This window comes from Micromonospora sp. NPDC049081 (genome assembly GCF_040648835.1).
In the GTDB taxonomy this organism is placed as follows: Bacteria; Actinomycetota; Actinomycetes; order Mycobacteriales; family Micromonosporaceae; genus Micromonospora; species Micromonospora antibiotica.
Map to the genome: position 1 here is coordinate 13,264 of NZ_JBEZEK010000039.1, position 14,173 is coordinate 27,436.

General features: G+C 72.3%; 12 protein-coding genes and 1 pseudogene. 3 read left to right on the plus strand and 10 right to left on the minus strand.

Features of this window, described 5'->3' with window-relative positions:
- Nucleotides 1–50: 50 nt before the first annotated feature.
- Nucleotides 51–776 carry a protein phosphatase 2C domain-containing protein gene (locus tag AB0B63_RS30955; RefSeq protein WP_208568967.1) on the minus strand — a complete coding sequence of 242 codons (726 nt, stop codon included), beginning with the start codon at nt 774–776 and terminating at the stop codon, nt 51–53.
- 254 nt (nt 777–1,030) lie between these two features.
- Here AB0B63_RS30955 and AB0B63_RS30960 point away from each other — a divergent pair, with 254 nt between their 5' ends.
- Nucleotides 1,031–3,640 carry a glycoside hydrolase family 9 protein gene (locus AB0B63_RS30960; protein WP_357025330.1) on the plus strand — a complete coding sequence of 870 codons (2,610 nt, stop codon included), beginning with the start codon at nt 1,031–1,033 and terminating at the stop codon, nt 3,638–3,640.
- Between the two features lie 304 nt (nt 3,641–3,944).
- A complete protein-coding gene (locus AB0B63_RS30965) occupies nt 3,945–4,370 on the plus strand; it encodes a hypothetical protein (RefSeq protein ID WP_357025286.1) in 426 nt (141 codons plus the stop codon).
- Nucleotides 4,371–5,274: 904 nt separating this feature from the next.
- Here the strand turns inward: AB0B63_RS30965 and AB0B63_RS30970 are convergent.
- The 6 genes and pseudogenes from AB0B63_RS30970 to AB0B63_RS30995 form a co-directional block, all read right to left on the minus strand.
- Nucleotides 5,275–5,766 (minus strand): annotated as a pseudogene (locus AB0B63_RS30970) (snapalysin family zinc-dependent metalloprotease); the annotation flags it as partial.
- 175 nt (nt 5,767–5,941) lie between these two features.
- Nucleotides 5,942–6,199: a UBP-type zinc finger domain-containing protein gene (locus AB0B63_RS30975; protein ID WP_208568969.1), complete on the minus strand. Its 258-nt coding sequence runs from the start codon at nt 6,197–6,199 to the stop codon at nt 5,942–5,944.
- The gene (locus AB0B63_RS30980) at nt 6,199–7,776 is read right to left on the minus strand and encodes a Na+/H+ antiporter (protein WP_357025289.1); all 1,578 of its coding nucleotides are present in this window, start codon (nt 7,774–7,776) and stop codon (nt 6,199–6,201) included. Before AB0B63_RS30980 ends, AB0B63_RS30975 begins: the two co-directional genes overlap by 1 nt.
- Before the next feature lie 37 nt (nt 7,777–7,813).
- Nucleotides 7,814–8,779: a TIGR03885 family FMN-dependent LLM class oxidoreductase gene (locus tag AB0B63_RS30985; protein WP_219469416.1), complete on the minus strand. Its 966-nt coding sequence runs from the start codon at nt 8,777–8,779 to the stop codon at nt 7,814–7,816.
- Between the two features lie 102 nt (nt 8,780–8,881).
- Complete coding sequence (locus tag AB0B63_RS30990) at nt 8,882–10,294, minus strand: NADP-dependent succinic semialdehyde dehydrogenase (protein WP_208568971.1); 1,413 nt, start codon at nt 10,292–10,294, stop codon at nt 8,882–8,884.
- Nucleotides 10,295–10,306: 12 nt separating this feature from the next.
- Entirely contained in the window at nt 10,307–10,570 is a 264-nt protein-coding gene (locus AB0B63_RS30995; RefSeq protein ID WP_208568972.1) for a DUF6343 family protein, read from the minus strand.
- 200 nt (nt 10,571–10,770) lie between these two features.
- Between AB0B63_RS30995 and AB0B63_RS31000 the strand changes: the two genes are divergently transcribed.
- Nucleotides 10,771–11,625, plus strand: a complete 855-nt coding sequence (locus AB0B63_RS31000) for a GDSL-type esterase/lipase family protein (protein WP_357025294.1) — start codon at nt 10,771–10,773, stop codon at nt 11,623–11,625.
- A gap of 43 nt (nt 11,626–11,668) precedes the next feature.
- On the opposite strand, the gene AB0B63_RS31005 is transcribed toward AB0B63_RS31000, so the two are convergent.
- From AB0B63_RS31005 to AB0B63_RS31015, 3 genes are all read right to left on the minus strand, one after another.
- On the minus strand, nt 11,669–12,388 hold the full coding sequence (locus AB0B63_RS31005; protein WP_357025333.1) for an EcsC family protein: 720 nt from the start codon (nt 12,386–12,388) through the stop codon (nt 11,669–11,671).
- 191 nt (nt 12,389–12,579) lie between these two features.
- Nucleotides 12,580–12,729, minus strand: a complete 150-nt coding sequence (locus tag AB0B63_RS31010) for a hypothetical protein (RefSeq protein WP_172898379.1) — start codon at nt 12,727–12,729, stop codon at nt 12,580–12,582.
- 231 nt (nt 12,730–12,960) lie between these two features.
- Nucleotides 12,961–13,863, minus strand: coding sequence for a peptidase M23 (locus AB0B63_RS31015; RefSeq protein WP_357025298.1), 903 nt, complete (start codon nt 13,861–13,863; stop codon nt 12,961–12,963).
- Between the last annotated feature and the right edge of the window lie 310 nt (nt 13,864–14,173).

Consider the following 14,173-nt stretch of genomic DNA (forward strand, 5'->3'; position numbering starts at 1 on the left):
CGACGCACCGCCGGACGACGCCGGGCCGACGCCGCAGGGCGGCGGAGCTGTCACTCGTCGACGACGTCGGCGATGAGCACGGTGATGTTGTCGGGGCCGCCGGCCCGCAGCGCCAGGTCGATCAGGCGACGGGCGCATGCCTCCCGGTCGGGGGTCTCCCGGAGCACCTCGGTGAGGGTCTCCAGGCGGACGACGTTGGAGAGGCCGTCGCTGCACAGCAGCCAGCGGTCGCCGGCCCGGGGCACCATCGTCGCGTACGACGGGGAGACCTGCTCGCCCTGCAATGCCTGGGTGACCACGGCCCGCCGGGGGTGGCTGGACGCCTCCTCGGGGCTGATCACGCCCTGGTCGACCAGCATCTGGACGAAGGTGTCGTCCCGGGTGACCTGCTTGAGGGTGCCCTCGCGGAACAGGTAGGCCCGGGAGTCACCGACGTGCGCGAGCGCCAGGCAGCTGCCCGTGCGGGAGAAGAGCAGGGCGGTCAGTGTGGTGCCCATGCCCTGCCGCTCCCGGTCCTCCTCGACCGCCTGGTGGATCCGCGCGGTGGCCAGCTCGATGCCGGTCTGCAACGCCGCCACCAGGGCGTCCTCGGGGGTCTCCACGTCCAGTGGGGCGACCGCGTCGATGGCGATCCGGCTGGCCAGGTCGCCGGCCGCCATCCCGCCCATGCCGTCGGCGACGGCGACGAGCCAGGCACCGGAGTGCAGGGCGTCCTGGTTTCCGCTGCGGATCAGCCCACGGTCGCTCGTCCCGACGGAACGAAGCTTCAGGGTCATGGGTGGCAGCCTGCCAGGCGGAGGGCGTTGTTGTCTCTAGGAGATCAGGACGACTGCGCGTGGCGCGGCGAATCTCACTACCGCAGGCGTCGATCCGGGCGGCTGCGACCAGCCCGAAGGTCATCCAGTCGAATCGATTGACAGGGACGAGACGCGCTGGAAACATCTGGCTGATAGCTGGGAGCGCTCCCAGCGATGAGCATCTACGGCACACCCCACCACTGTCCTTCCGCCCGGAAAGGAATCCCGTGATCCTGACCCGACGACGTCGGCGGCATCTCGCGGTATTGGCAGCGACGACCCTGATCCTCACCGGCGCCGGCACCGGCGTGGCCCACGCCGAGGTCCCGCCGGACGCGCCCGAGCAGATCAGCAACGGCGACTTCAGCGAGGGCGTCTCGCCCTGGTTCTCCTACGGCACCGGCCCGCTCGACGTCGTCGACGGCCGGCTCTGCGTCACCGTCCCCGCCGGCCTGGCCAACCCGTGGGACGCCGGCATCGGCCACGACGGGGTCCGGCTCAACGCCGGGGCCGAATACAAGCTCAGCTTCGACATCTCCGCCACCCCCGGGTTGAGCGTCAACGCCGTGCTCCAGCTCGGCAGCGCCCCCTACACGTCGTACGCGAGCGTGCCGGCGGTGGCCGCCCCGACGAGCAAGCGGGTCGAGCAGACGTTCACCGTCCCGGACGACAACCCCAACGCCCAGCTCATCTTCCAGGTCGGCGGGGCCGCCGCCGAGCAGCGGATCTGCCTGGACAACGTCTCGCTGCGCGGTGGCGAGGCCGCCCCGCCGTACGTGCCGGACACCGGCCCCCGGGTCCGGGTCAACCAGGTCGGCTACCTGCCCGGCGGCCCGAAGAACGCCACCGTGGTGACCGAGTCGACCGGGGCGCTGCCCTGGCAGCTCAAGTCGGCCGCCGGCACGGTCGTCGCCAGCGGCCAGAGCACCCCGCGCGGGGTCGACGCCGCCTCCGGGCAGAACGTGCAGACCGTCGACTTCTCGTCCTTCCGTACGCCCGGCACCGGCTACACGCTGGTCGCCGACGGCGAGACCAGTCACCCGTTCGACATCTCCGGCGACCTCTACGACCGGCTGCGGGCCGACGCGATGCAGTTCTTCTACGCCCAGCGCAGCGGCATCGAGATCGACGGTGACCTGATCGGCGAGGAGTACGCCCGCCCGGCCGGTCACCTCGGCGTGGCCCCCAACCAGGGCGACACGCAGGTGCCCTGCCAGCCCGGCGTCTGCGACTACTCGTTGGACGTGCGCGGTGGCTGGTACGACGCGGGCGACCACGGCAAGTACGTGGTCAACGGCGGTATCGCCGCCTACCAGTTGCTGAGCGCCTTCGAGCGGACCAAGACGGCGGAGACCGCCGCCGGTGGCGCCGCACTGGGTGACTCGACGCTGCGGGTGCCCGAGCGGGGCAACGCGGTGCCGGACATCCTCGACGAGGCCCGCTGGGAGATCGAGTTCCTGCTCCGGATGCAGGTGCCGGACGGCAAGCCGCTGGCCGGGATGGTCCACCACAAGATCCACGACAAGGCGTGGACCGGCCTGCCGCTCGCCCCGCAGGACGACGCCCAGCCGCGTGAGCTGCACCCGCCGACGACCGCCGCCACCCTGAACCTGGCTGCCGTCGCCGCGCAGTGCCAGCGCCTGTTCGCCCCGTACGACGCGGCGTTCGCCGCCCGCTGCGGCGCCGCCGCGTCGAGCGCGTACGCCGCCGCGAAGGCGCACCCGGCGGTCTACGCCGACCCGAACGACGGCATCGGCGGCGGCGCGTACGACGACACCAACGTCACCGACGAGTTCTACTGGGCGGCCGTGGAGCTGTACCTGACCACCGGCAAGAAGGCGTACCTGGACGACCTGACCGCCTCGCCCCAGCACGCCGGCGACGTGTTCGCCACGGGCGGCGCGTTCAGCTGGCAGAGCGTGGGCGCGGTCGGCCGGCTCGACCTGGCCACCGTGCCGAACGGCCTGCCGGCCGCCGACAAGACCCGGGTCCGCGCCTCGGTGACCGCCGCCGCCGACAACTACCTGACCACCCTGCACGCCCAGGCGTACGGCCTGCCGGTGCCGGGCGAGGCGGCAAGCTACGTCTGGGGCAGCAACAGCAACATCATCAACAACATGGTCGTGCTGGCCACCGCGTTCGACCTGACCCGGGACGCGAAGTACCGGGACGGCGCCGTGCAGGCGACCGACTACCTGCTCGGCCGCAACGCGCTGAACATGTCGTACGTGACCGGCTGGGGCGAGCAGAACGCGCGCAACCAGCACAGCCGGATCTTCGGCAACCAGCTCAACCCGGCCATGCCGAACCCGCCGGTCGGCTCGCTCGCCGGTGGCCCGAACGCCGCCCTGCAGGACCCGTTCGTCGCCCAGCTGCTCAAGGACTGCGCGCCGATGTTCTGCTATGTCGACGACATCAACTCGTACTCGACCAACGAGGTGGCGATCAACTGGAACTCGGCGCTGGCCTGGCTCGCGTCGTTCCTCGCCGACCAGGGGGAGGCCAAGGCCGTGGCCCCGCGCACCTGCGCGGTCAGCTACCAGGTGCACGGCACCTGGCCGGACGGCTCCAACACCCAGGTCGTCCTGCGTAACACCGGTGACACCGCGATCAACGGCTGGACGCTGCGGTACGCCTACAACGGCGACCAGAAGGTCACCCAGGCGTGGACGGCCAAGGTGACCCAGTCCGGGGCCACCGTGACGGCGAAGAACGAGTCGTACAACGCGAAGATCGCGCCGGGCGCCAGCATCACCTTCGGTCTGCTCGCCAAGACCGGCACGCTGGCCAACCCGTCGCCGGACCTGATCACCGTCAACGGCGTCGCCTGCACGGTGTCCTGACCGGCACTCCCACCCTCGGGCCCCGGGCTGCCACCCGGGGCCCGAGCGCGCCGGACGGTCGTCCCCCGACCGTCCGGCGCTCCCCCACCAGGCCCCACACCCCCGACACCACCACCCGGCACCCCACCACCCGGCACCCCACCACCCGGCAGGCCCCACCGCCCACCGCCGCCACCCGGCACGCCCACCACCCGGCTCGCCGACCGCCCACGCCCAGCCCGACCAACCGGCACGGCCAGCCCGCCAGTCCGATCGGCCCGCCGAACCCGACCCGACCGACCGGCACGTCCTGTCCGGTCCAGTAGTGGAGACGAGTTCCATGCCCGAGCTGACCAGGATCTCCGACGCCGAACGTCGGCGCATCGTCCACGAGTTCGTTGACGAGACCGTCGGCGACGCCCACCCCGAGGTCGTGGCGATGGTCCGTGACCTCACGTTCCGGGTCCGCGACACCGTCGAACTGGCCCGCGCCGCCGGCATCACCCCCGAGTCGCCCCGCGCCAGCCACGTGGTGGCCGCGCTGGTCGCCGCGTACGGCGAGGTCTTCGACCGGGTCGACGACGCCGGTTACCGCAGCGCGCTACTGGCCCGCCTGGAAGTCGCGAACGACCCCCGGACCGAGCGCTACTTCCAACTCCTCGCCACGGTCAACGGCTGGACCCCGCCCCCCACCCTGACCCCCGTCCTGGACTGGTTCATCGCCGCCCTGCGTCACCATCCCGCCCCCTGACCGCCCTTCGCGCCCTACCCGACCCGGACCCCGCCCTCCGCGCTCCCGCCTGATCGGCGGTGGAGCGGCGCGGGCAACGGAGGCGCAGGGTTGGCGGCGGCGCGCGCGATGCCAGCAGTACGGACGGTACGGATGGGGGCCGGTGGCGATGGCGCGGCAGGGCCAGCAGCACGGACGATGCGAGCAGACGAGCGGCGCGAGCCGAGCCGGCGGCACGAGCGGAACCGGCGGCGCAGGCAGTGCCAGCAGCACAGGCAGCGCGGTCACCGAGACCTGACGACCCGCGGCTCGGGCTCGGGCTCGGGCTCGGGGAGATCGTCTGTCTACCCACACCATTGCCCGAGACCTGTATGCCTGCTGGGCATTAATATGACGGACAGTCATACCTGTTCCAGGACAGTCATATCTATCTGCCGCTAACGCAAAGTGACGATCACTACAAGGCATGGGGTGGGCGGCGCCGTCTTGTCGATGACCGCGACCAGCAGTCCCAGCCGGCAGGGTGAGAGCGGACCAGGGAGCCGGAGGTCCCACTTGAGCAGCGCGGCCACCTCGTCCCACGCCCGCCTGGCACGAACGCGTGACACGAACGCGTGACACGAGCGAGCCGAACCGGGCCGAGCCGCGCAGTGCCGCGCCGACTGAACTGAGCAGGGCCGAGCAAGGCCGAGCAGTTCTGAGCTGCGCAAAAGCAGGACCGAAGCAGGGCAGGACCGCGCAAGGGCAGGACCGCGCAAGGGCAGGCCAGAAACGGGAGCAGGGCCGAGCGCCCGCTGTCACGGCACGACAGGCGGGCGCTCGAACCCGGCCGGACTCAGCCGGGCAGGCCGCTGACGGCGGCGGGCACGGCGACGTCGCCGCCGGTCCAGACGTAGCTGGCGTCCACGTCCGGTGCGGCGAATCCTCCGGCGAACAGCGAGTTGACCCGGGACGCCTCGGCGGCGCTGGGCTTGGCGTTGCGGCAGGAGACCGGGGCGCTGCTGCCCGACATGAGGTCGGTGCACAGGCCGGTCCGGTTGTCCGGCAGGCCGAGGATGTGGCCGATCTCGTGGGTGGCGATCCTGGTCCGGTCGTAGCCCTGGTCGACGGCCTGGGTGCCCATCCAGACCCGGCCGTTGCCCAGGCTGGTGGTCTGCGCCCGGGGCCAGCCCGTGTCGACGTAGATGGTGATGTTGCCGGGCGTGCGGGCGACCAGCCGAACATTGCCCACCGAGCTGTTCCAGATCGTCGCGGCCTGGTCGAAGTTGGTGCGGAACTCGCCGGCCCGGCTCGCGTCGTAGTAGACCGTCCGGGCGGCCGCCGACGCGGTGGTGCCGGCCGAGGTGACCGCGCCGGTCGCCGCGAGCACCAGCGCCAACAGGGTCCCGGCGGTACGCGAGAACTGTCGTCGTCGAATCATCCGACCTCCATCGATAGAAGTTTACCGATGTTATGTGGTCGGTCGGACCCGGGTCGAATAGCGGTTACGTCATACCGCCGCGACCGCCCGCCCGGCCACTCCCGCCGCGACCGCCCGCCCGGCCGCTCCCGCCGCGACCGCCCGCCCGGCCACTCCCGCCTCAGCCACCCGGTCAGCCGATCTCCTCGTCGAGGAAGCACCAGCGCCAGGACTCCCCCGGCTGGATCGAGCGCATCACCGGGTGCCCGCTCGACTCGAAGTGCTTGGTCGCGTGCTGGTACGGCGACGAGTCACAGCACCCCACCTGCCCACACTCCACACACGACCGCAGGTGCACCCAGTCGTCGTTGCCGACGGCCACGCACTCCGGGCAGGCGTCGGTGACGGTCGGCTCGGCGGTCCCCGCCCCGGTCAGGTGCGCACAGCTCATCAGTCGCTCTCCCGTCGCAACAACGACTCCTCCAGGTCAAGGTCACGGTAGGCCCGCACCAGCACCTCCTCGGGAATCCGTCCCTCGTCGCGGGCGGCCCGGAAGACCTCCCGCTCGGCGTCGATCATCTCCTGCCGCAGCCGACCGTACGCCTGCGACGGGGTCTCCCGGTCGCTGCCGCCGAGCCGTTCCCAGGCCAGGTTGGTGCGGCTCTGCACCAGCCCGCGCAACCGCTCCACCACGGCCGGCGGCGCACCGTCGGCCAGCGCGTCCAGCTTCTCCCGGGCCGCCCGCCCGGCCTGCTGCTGCACCGTCGCGGCGGAGAGCGCGTCGGCCACCGGGTCGTCCGGGGGCAGTTTCAACCGGCGGGCCAGCCACGGCAGGGTCGCGCCCTGGCCGAGCAGGGTCGCCATGATCACCGCGAAGGCCAGCCAGATGAACAGCGCCCGCTGGTAGGGCTGTTCCCCGGCCAGGGTCAGCGGCAGACCCAGCGCGGCGGCCAGGGTCACCACCCCGCGCATCCCGGCCCAGCCGATGACGATCGGGAACTGCACCGGCGGGCCCGGGTCGCGCTGCCGGACCCGGGGCACCAGCCGGGCCAGGTAGGTGGCGGGGAAGACCCAGACGAACCGGGTCAGGAAGACCGTCGCCAGCACCGCCGCGGTGATCCCCACCAGCCGCCCGGTCGGCTCGTCGAGATCCCGCAGCACCTCGGGCAGTTGCAGGCCGACCAGCAGGAAGACCAGCCCCTCCAACAGGAACTGCACCAGCCGCCAGAACGCGCCGGTCTGCAACCGGGAGGCGGCCGACAGCAGCAGCGGCATCTTGTGGCCGATACCCAATCCGGTGACCACCACCGCCACCACCCCGGAGGCGTGGATCTCCTCGGCGGCGAAGACCACCGCGAACGGCACGATCAGCGACAGCGCGTTGTCCAGCAGCGGGTCGGTGGTCCGCTTGTGCAGGTAACCGAAGACCACCACGCCCAGCAACCCGACCAGCACCCCGCCACCGGTGGCGACCACCACCTCCTGCGCGACGTACCCGAAGCTCACCGAGCCGGCGCTGGCGGTGGCCGCGACGATCGCCACCCGCAGCAGCACCAGCGCGGTGGCGTCGTTGACCAGGCTCTCCCCCTCCAGGATGGTCACCACCCGCCGGGGCAGGCCCACCCGCCGGGCCACCGCGGTCGCGGCGATCGCGTCCGGCGGGGCCACCACCGCACCCAACGCCACACAGATCGCGTACGGCAGGTCGGGCAGGAACAGGTGCACCACGGTGCCCACCACGAAGGCGGTGAAGATGACCAGACCCACCGCGAGCAGCAGGATCGGCCGCAGGTTGAGCCGGAACGCCGGCACCGACGTACCCAACGCCGCCACGTAGAGCAGCGGCGGCAGGATGCCCACCAGCACCAGGTCGGGATCGAGTCGGACGTGCGGGAACCCCGGCAGGAAGGACAGGCCGAGGCCCAGCACCACCAGCAGGATCGGCGCGAGCAGGCCCAGCTTGCGGGCCAGCGCGGCACCGAAGGTCGCGATGGCCAGGAAGACCACGACCTCGAACAGAGCTTCCATGGGGTACGAGCCTAGGGGTACGACCCGGCCGGGGTGATCACCCGGCGGCGCGCAGTTTCGGCAGCACCTCCGCGCCGAACGTGTCGATGAAGGCGCGCTGCTCCTGCCCGACGTGGTGCAGGGCGATCTGGTCGACGCCCAGCGACAGGTACTCCTCGAGCCAGCCCACGTGCCGGCCCAGATCCGACGACACGTTCACCACCTCGGTGACCTGCTCCAGCGGCACCCGCTCGCTGACCGCGTCGAAGTGCTCGGCGGTGTCCAGGTCCCAGCAGACCGGCGGCGGGAAGATGTTGCTGCGCCACTGCTCGTACGCGATCGCCTCCGCCTCGGCCTGCTCCGGCGCCCAGCTCACGTGCACCTGCAGGTGCACCGGTCCCCGCCCACCGGCGTCCCGGTAGGCGTCGATCATCTCGCGCAGGTGCGCGGTCGGCGCGTTCACGGTGATCAGCCCGTCCGCCCACTCGGCGCACCACCGGGCGGTGGCCACGCTGACCGCCGCCCCGATCAGCGCCGGGGGTTCCTCGGGCCGGGTCCACAGCTTCGCGCGGTCCACCCGGACCAGGCCGTCGTGGCTGACCTCCTCGCCGGCCAGCAGCGCCCGGATCACCTCGACGCACTCCCGCAGCCGGGCGGTACGCACGTCCTTACGCGGCCAGCCGTCGCCGGTGATGTGTTCGTTGCTCGCCTCGCCGGTGCCCAACGCCGCCCAGAACCGGCCCGGGTACATCGCGCCGAGGGTGCCGATGGCCTGCGCGATGATCGCCGGGTGGTAGCGCTGGCCGGGGGCGTTGACCACCCCGAACGGCAGCCCGGTGGCCTGCAGCGCGGCCCCCAGCCAGGACCAGGCGAACCCGGACTGGCCCTGCCGGGTGCTCCACGGCGAGAAGTGGTCCGATGACATCGCGGCGTCGAAGCCGGCGCGTTCGGCGTGCACCACCGCCTCCAGCAGGCGACTCGGATGGATCTGCTCGTGGGAGGCGTGGAAGCCGAACACCGTCATGGCGTCCTTCCGTACCCATGACGGTGTCCGGTTAAAGCTCGCCCGCGCCGACTTGGCCGGCGGGGTCGTCCGCCGCCCGGCCCGGGTGGCGGCGACGCGGGGTCACTCGGCGTGCGCGCCGGCCCCGGCGGTGGCGGCACCCTCCCCCACCCAGACGGTCTTGGTGTTGCAGAACTCCCGCATCCCCAGCGCCGACAGCTCCCGGCCGTAGCCGGAGTTCTTCACCCCGCCGAAGGGCAGCTCCGGGTACGAGGTGGTCATGCCGTTGACGAAGACGTTGCCGGCGTCCAGGTCGGTGGCGAACCGCTCCTGCTCCGCCGGGTCGGTGGTCCAGGCGTTCGCGCCCAACCCGAAGGGCGTGCCGTTGGCCACCTCGATCGCCTCGTCGTACGACGACACCCGGTAGAGCCCGGCGACCGGCCCGAAGACCTCCTCGGCCCACATCCGCATCTGCGGGTTCAGGTCGGTGACCACGGTCGGCGGATAGAACCAACCGTCGCCGGTCGGCTTCTCGCCGCCGCAGAGCACCGTCGCGCCGTGCTCCACCGCGTCCTGCACCTGGGCGTGGATCTCGTCCCGGCCGCTCTCGCTGGCCAGCGGGCCGACGTCGGTGTCGGCGTCCATCGGGTCGCCGACCCGCAGCGCGGCCATGTTCGCGGCGAACTTCCCGGCGAAGGCGTCGAAGACGTCGGTGTGCACGATGAACCGCTTGGCGGCGATGCAGGACTGGCCGTTGTTCTGGCAGCGGGCGGTGGTGGCCACCTCGGCGGCCCGGTCCAGGTCGGCCGAGGGCATCACCACGAACGGGTCGCTGCCGCCCAGCTCCAGCACCGTCTTCTTCAGCTCCCGGCCGGCGATCTGGGCGATGGAGCGGCCCGCGCCCTCGCTGCCGGTCAGCGTGGCGGCCCGGACCCGGGGGTCGGCGAGGATCCGGTCGACGGCGTCGGAGCCGACCAGCAGGGTGGTGAACGCGCCCTCGGGGAAGCCGGCCCGGCGGAACACGTCCTCCAGGTAGAGCGCGGTCTGCGGCACGTTGGAGGCGTGTTTGAGCAGGCCGGTGTTCCCGGCCATCAGGGCCGGCGCGGCGAACCGCAGCACCTGCCAGAGCGGGAAGTTCCACGGCATCACCGCGAGCACCGCCCCGATCGGCTGGTAGCGGACGAAGGCCCGCTTGGCCTTCACGGCGGCGGCGTCGGCGGGCTCGTCGGCGAGCATCCGCTCCGCGTGCGCGGCATAGAACCGGCAGGCGGTCGCGCACTTGGTGACCTCGGCCTTCGCTGCCGTGTAGGTCTTGCCCATCTCGGTGGTCATCAGCCGGGCGGTGTCGTCGCGTTCGGCGTCGAGCAGGTCCGCGGCGGCGTTCATCCACTGCGCCCGCTGGGCGACCGTGGTGCGGCGCAGGTCCCGGAACGCCAGGTCGGCCCGGTCGATGGCGGCGTCGATCTGCTCGGTCGACATCGGCTCGTACGACTTGAGCACCTGACCGGTGGCGGGGTTGGTGGTGGCGATGGGCATCTCGTACTCCTGTCACTCGAAGAGTGAGTGCCGCGCGCCCGGCTGCTCATGGCGGCGGGCGGCACGGCGGCGCTGGATGACGACCAGGTCGACGACCGCCACGACGGCGAACAGCGCGCAGAGCACACCCAGCCAGGCCAGCCCGGCCCAGAACGCGCCGACCGCGAAGACGGTCATGCTCACCAGGCCGAACAGGGCAAGCGTCAGGCGGAGGTTCAACGCGCTGTAGGCGTGGCCGACCGTGCCACGGGCACGCCGGGGCTGCGATCTCGTCATCGTCTGGGGCTACCCCGGCACGGACACCGTTAACCGGCCCCGACGCCCGGATCACGACGGGTGTCTTACACACTCGTACCAGATTCATGTTTCCAGGTATTTAATCTGCCCGGAAGTCGACACGACCGGGCCGTAGCACCGCACCTGGCCCGTAGAGTGACCGGGCTGTCGCTCTGCGCCGTCTGACCGGGGGAAGACGCATGCCTCGACGCTGGGTCGCCGCCGTGGCCTGCCTGTTCGCGCTGGTCGCGCTCGCCTGCGAGGAGGGTGGCGGGGCGTCGCCCCGCCCGACGAAGAGCGGGTCGACACCGACCGGCCTGCCCACCACGATGGCCGCCCTCGGCGACTCGATCACCACCGGTTTCGGCTCCTGCCTGGTGCTCACCTCGTGCCAACGCAACTCCTGGTCCACCGGGGACGGCATCCGGGTGGAGAGCCACTACCGGCGGCTGCTCGACGCCGACGCGCCGATCCGCAACCGGGCCCGCAACCACGCCGTGCCGGGGGCCCGCGCCGAGGCCCTCGCCGGGCAGGCCGGTGCCGCCGTCAAGGACAAGGCCGACTACGTCACGGTGCTGATCGGCGCGAACGACGCCTGCCGCGCCGACATCGACGCGATGACCTCGACGGCCACCTTCCGCAGCCAGGTCGACCGGGCGCTGCGGGTGCTGCGCGAGGGCCGCCCCAAGGCCCGGGTGCTGGTGGCCAGTGTCCCCGACCTGAACCGGCTGTGGGAGATCGGGCACACCGAGTCCCGCGCGGTGCGGATCTGGAAGACCGGCATCTGCCCGGCCCTGCTGGCCCACCCCACCTCGGACGCCAAGGCCGACCGGGACCGCCGGGCCCGCTTCGCCGAACGGATCGACGCGTACAACAGCCAACTCAAGGCGGCCTGCCGGGCGTACGGGTCGCGGTGCCGCTACGACGGCGGCGCGGTGCACCGGGTGCGGTTCAGCCTGGACGAGGTCAACGCGCTGGACTGGTTCCACCCCAACGTCGCCGGGCAGAACCGGCTCGCCGACGCGACCTTCCCGGCGGCCGGCTGGCGGCTGTGAGCCACCCGGGCAGCCGCCGGGCCGGATCCGGCGTGCCCACTGATCAGGGGCGACGCGGTTGGGGCACCCCGCCCCGGTGTTCCCGGTAGAGCGTCTGGGCGCGCTCGGCGAGATCCTTGGTGGCCGACGAGTTGGCCCAGGTGCCGAGGATGATCGCGGCCCCGGGGACGACCTTGGCGAAGACCCGTTTCGCCGCCCGCACCCCGGCCATCCGGGCCAGCCGGACGCCCAGTTGCAGCATCACCCGCCCCAGCGGATTCTGGGCCGCGTGGCCGAACAGCGCACCGGCCCGCTCCCGACCGGCCGCGACGCCCAGCGCCAGCCGGGCCGTCTCGGCCGCCTTGTGCACCTTCTGCAGGACGAGCAGGTCGGTGGCCCGGTCCGGGTGCTCAGGGTCCGCCCCGTACGCGGCGGCGACGTGCAACACCAGGCGGGCCTGGGTCCAGGCCAGCACCCCGACGTCGATGACGGCACCCGGTAGCCCCGCCGCGCCGGAGACCGCCCCGGAGAGCCGGGCCCGGTTGACGAAGCGCCGGATCGCCTGCTCGGCCAACTGGTCGGCGGTCGCGTCGGGTCGTTCCGCCCGCGCCTTGGCGAGCCACTGCGCCGCCTCCGGGCCGAGCCGGCGGACCGCCTCCAGGGCCAGGTGCTCCGGGGCGTACTGCGGATCTTCCCGCATCCGGTCCCAGAGCCGGGCCGGCGGCGCCTCGGGGGCGTCACCCGGGTCACCGGCCGGTGCTCCCGGCACCGGCGTGACCGCCACCCCCGGCACCGCTGCGACAGCCGTTCCCGGGGCCGCCGGTGGTGGCGCGGCCGTCGGGACGACGGGCGACTGCGTCGCGGGGACCGTCGGTGTGTCGGCCCGGACCGGCGGCGTGGGGACGGTCGGTTCGTCGTCGACAGGCACGGCGTCGGTCACAAAGGCTCCCGGGGGTGGAATCGGTTCAGGGGCGGTCAGCGGCGGCGGCCCGACAGCTTGCTGGCTGCCTGCTTGAGCCGCGCCTGGTTCTCCGGCTTGGCCAGCTCGCGCCGACCCCGGTCGACCAACTGCTGCCCCTTGGGGGAGCGCAGGAAGGCGCTGATCCGCTGCATCAGTGCTGACATGTCGTCCTCCGATCGGGTGTCCTACGTCATGTGTACCCGATTCGAGCAACCGCCAACCGTCCACTGTGTCCGGTCGAGGATATCCACCGACCGGTTTCGCCCCGAACGGACCCGACCGCCCCGCACGGCCCGGGCCCGCAGGACGGGACGAACGGGACCGGCCCGCCCGAGCGGGGCTCGGGCGGGCCGGGTCACCGGGGCGGATGCCGCTCCGGCCGGACAGGCGGTGATTCAGACCAGGATGGCGCCGACCACCTCGGTGGCCCGCCACTCGTGCTGGGCGTAGAGGTCCGGGTAGGCCGAGATCTGCACGGCCTGCGCGGCGACGGTCAACGGCAGGTCCTCCCAGCCGGGAATCGCCAGCAGCGCGGTGAGGAACGCCCGGGTGGCGAACGCCGGGTCCATCAGCTGACCGACCTCGCCCCAGCCGCTGCTGGGCCGCTGCTGGAACAGCCCGACCGAGTCGTGGTCCCAGCCGATCGCCTGGTGCGGGTAGTTCTGCGACTCGGGCAGCACGCCGCTGGCGTAGTTGTAGAGGTTGCTCTCCTGCATCGCGGTGGCCACCGCGATGATCAGGGCCCGGCGGGGCACACCCATCGCCCGCCCGGCCTTGACGATCTCCTTGGCGTTGTCCATCTGGGCCTGGTCGAGACCGGCCACCGGGACGATCCGCTTCGGTTTCGGCTTCGGCGTGGGCTTGGGGCGGGGCTTGGGCCTGGTGGTCCTGGTCGCGGTCGGCGTCGGGGCGGCGGCCGTCGGGCTGGCGACGGTCGGGCTGGCGGTGGGGGTGCCGGGAACGATGGTGACCGGGGTACGGATCTCGGCGCGGGAGGCGGCCTGCCGGCTGCGTTCGGCGAGCGCCGCCTCGGTGCCGGCCCGGTCGGCGGTCGGCTCGTCCGGCAGGGCCTGTGCGCCGGCGACGGCGGTCGCGCCGAGGCAGCAGAGCACCCCGGCGGCGAGGGCCACCCGGGTACGCACCGGGCGGCGTCGGAGGTTAAGGAGCCCGCCGAGGCGGGTACGGAAGGAGCGGGGTTCATCGAGAACGCCGACCTGAACGGACGAGGGGGCGTCGTCCGAACGGCCAGTCATGCCCTTGGGGGCGACCTGGTCGTCGATGGTGTCGTCGTCACGCATCCGCCGAGGCTAGACACGCTCCCATCCGGTGACCCACCGTCACAGGGTGGCCCTCATCACAATCGCGCACCTGCGGGTGGGACACCCGTCATGGACGCGCGGCCAGGGTGACAGACCTCCCGCAACAGGCATTACGGTCAGGAAATCCGGGCGACGTCGTCCCGCGTGGTCAACCGCCCAGAGCGCCGCAGCCGGCCGCATGATCCACTATGTCCGCCTTTCGGATGACAGGCCGGAACCATCCGACCGAGTCGTCCCGGCACTATCGGCGAATTGGTGGCTTCCTCCGGGTTTGATAGCCGGATCGGTC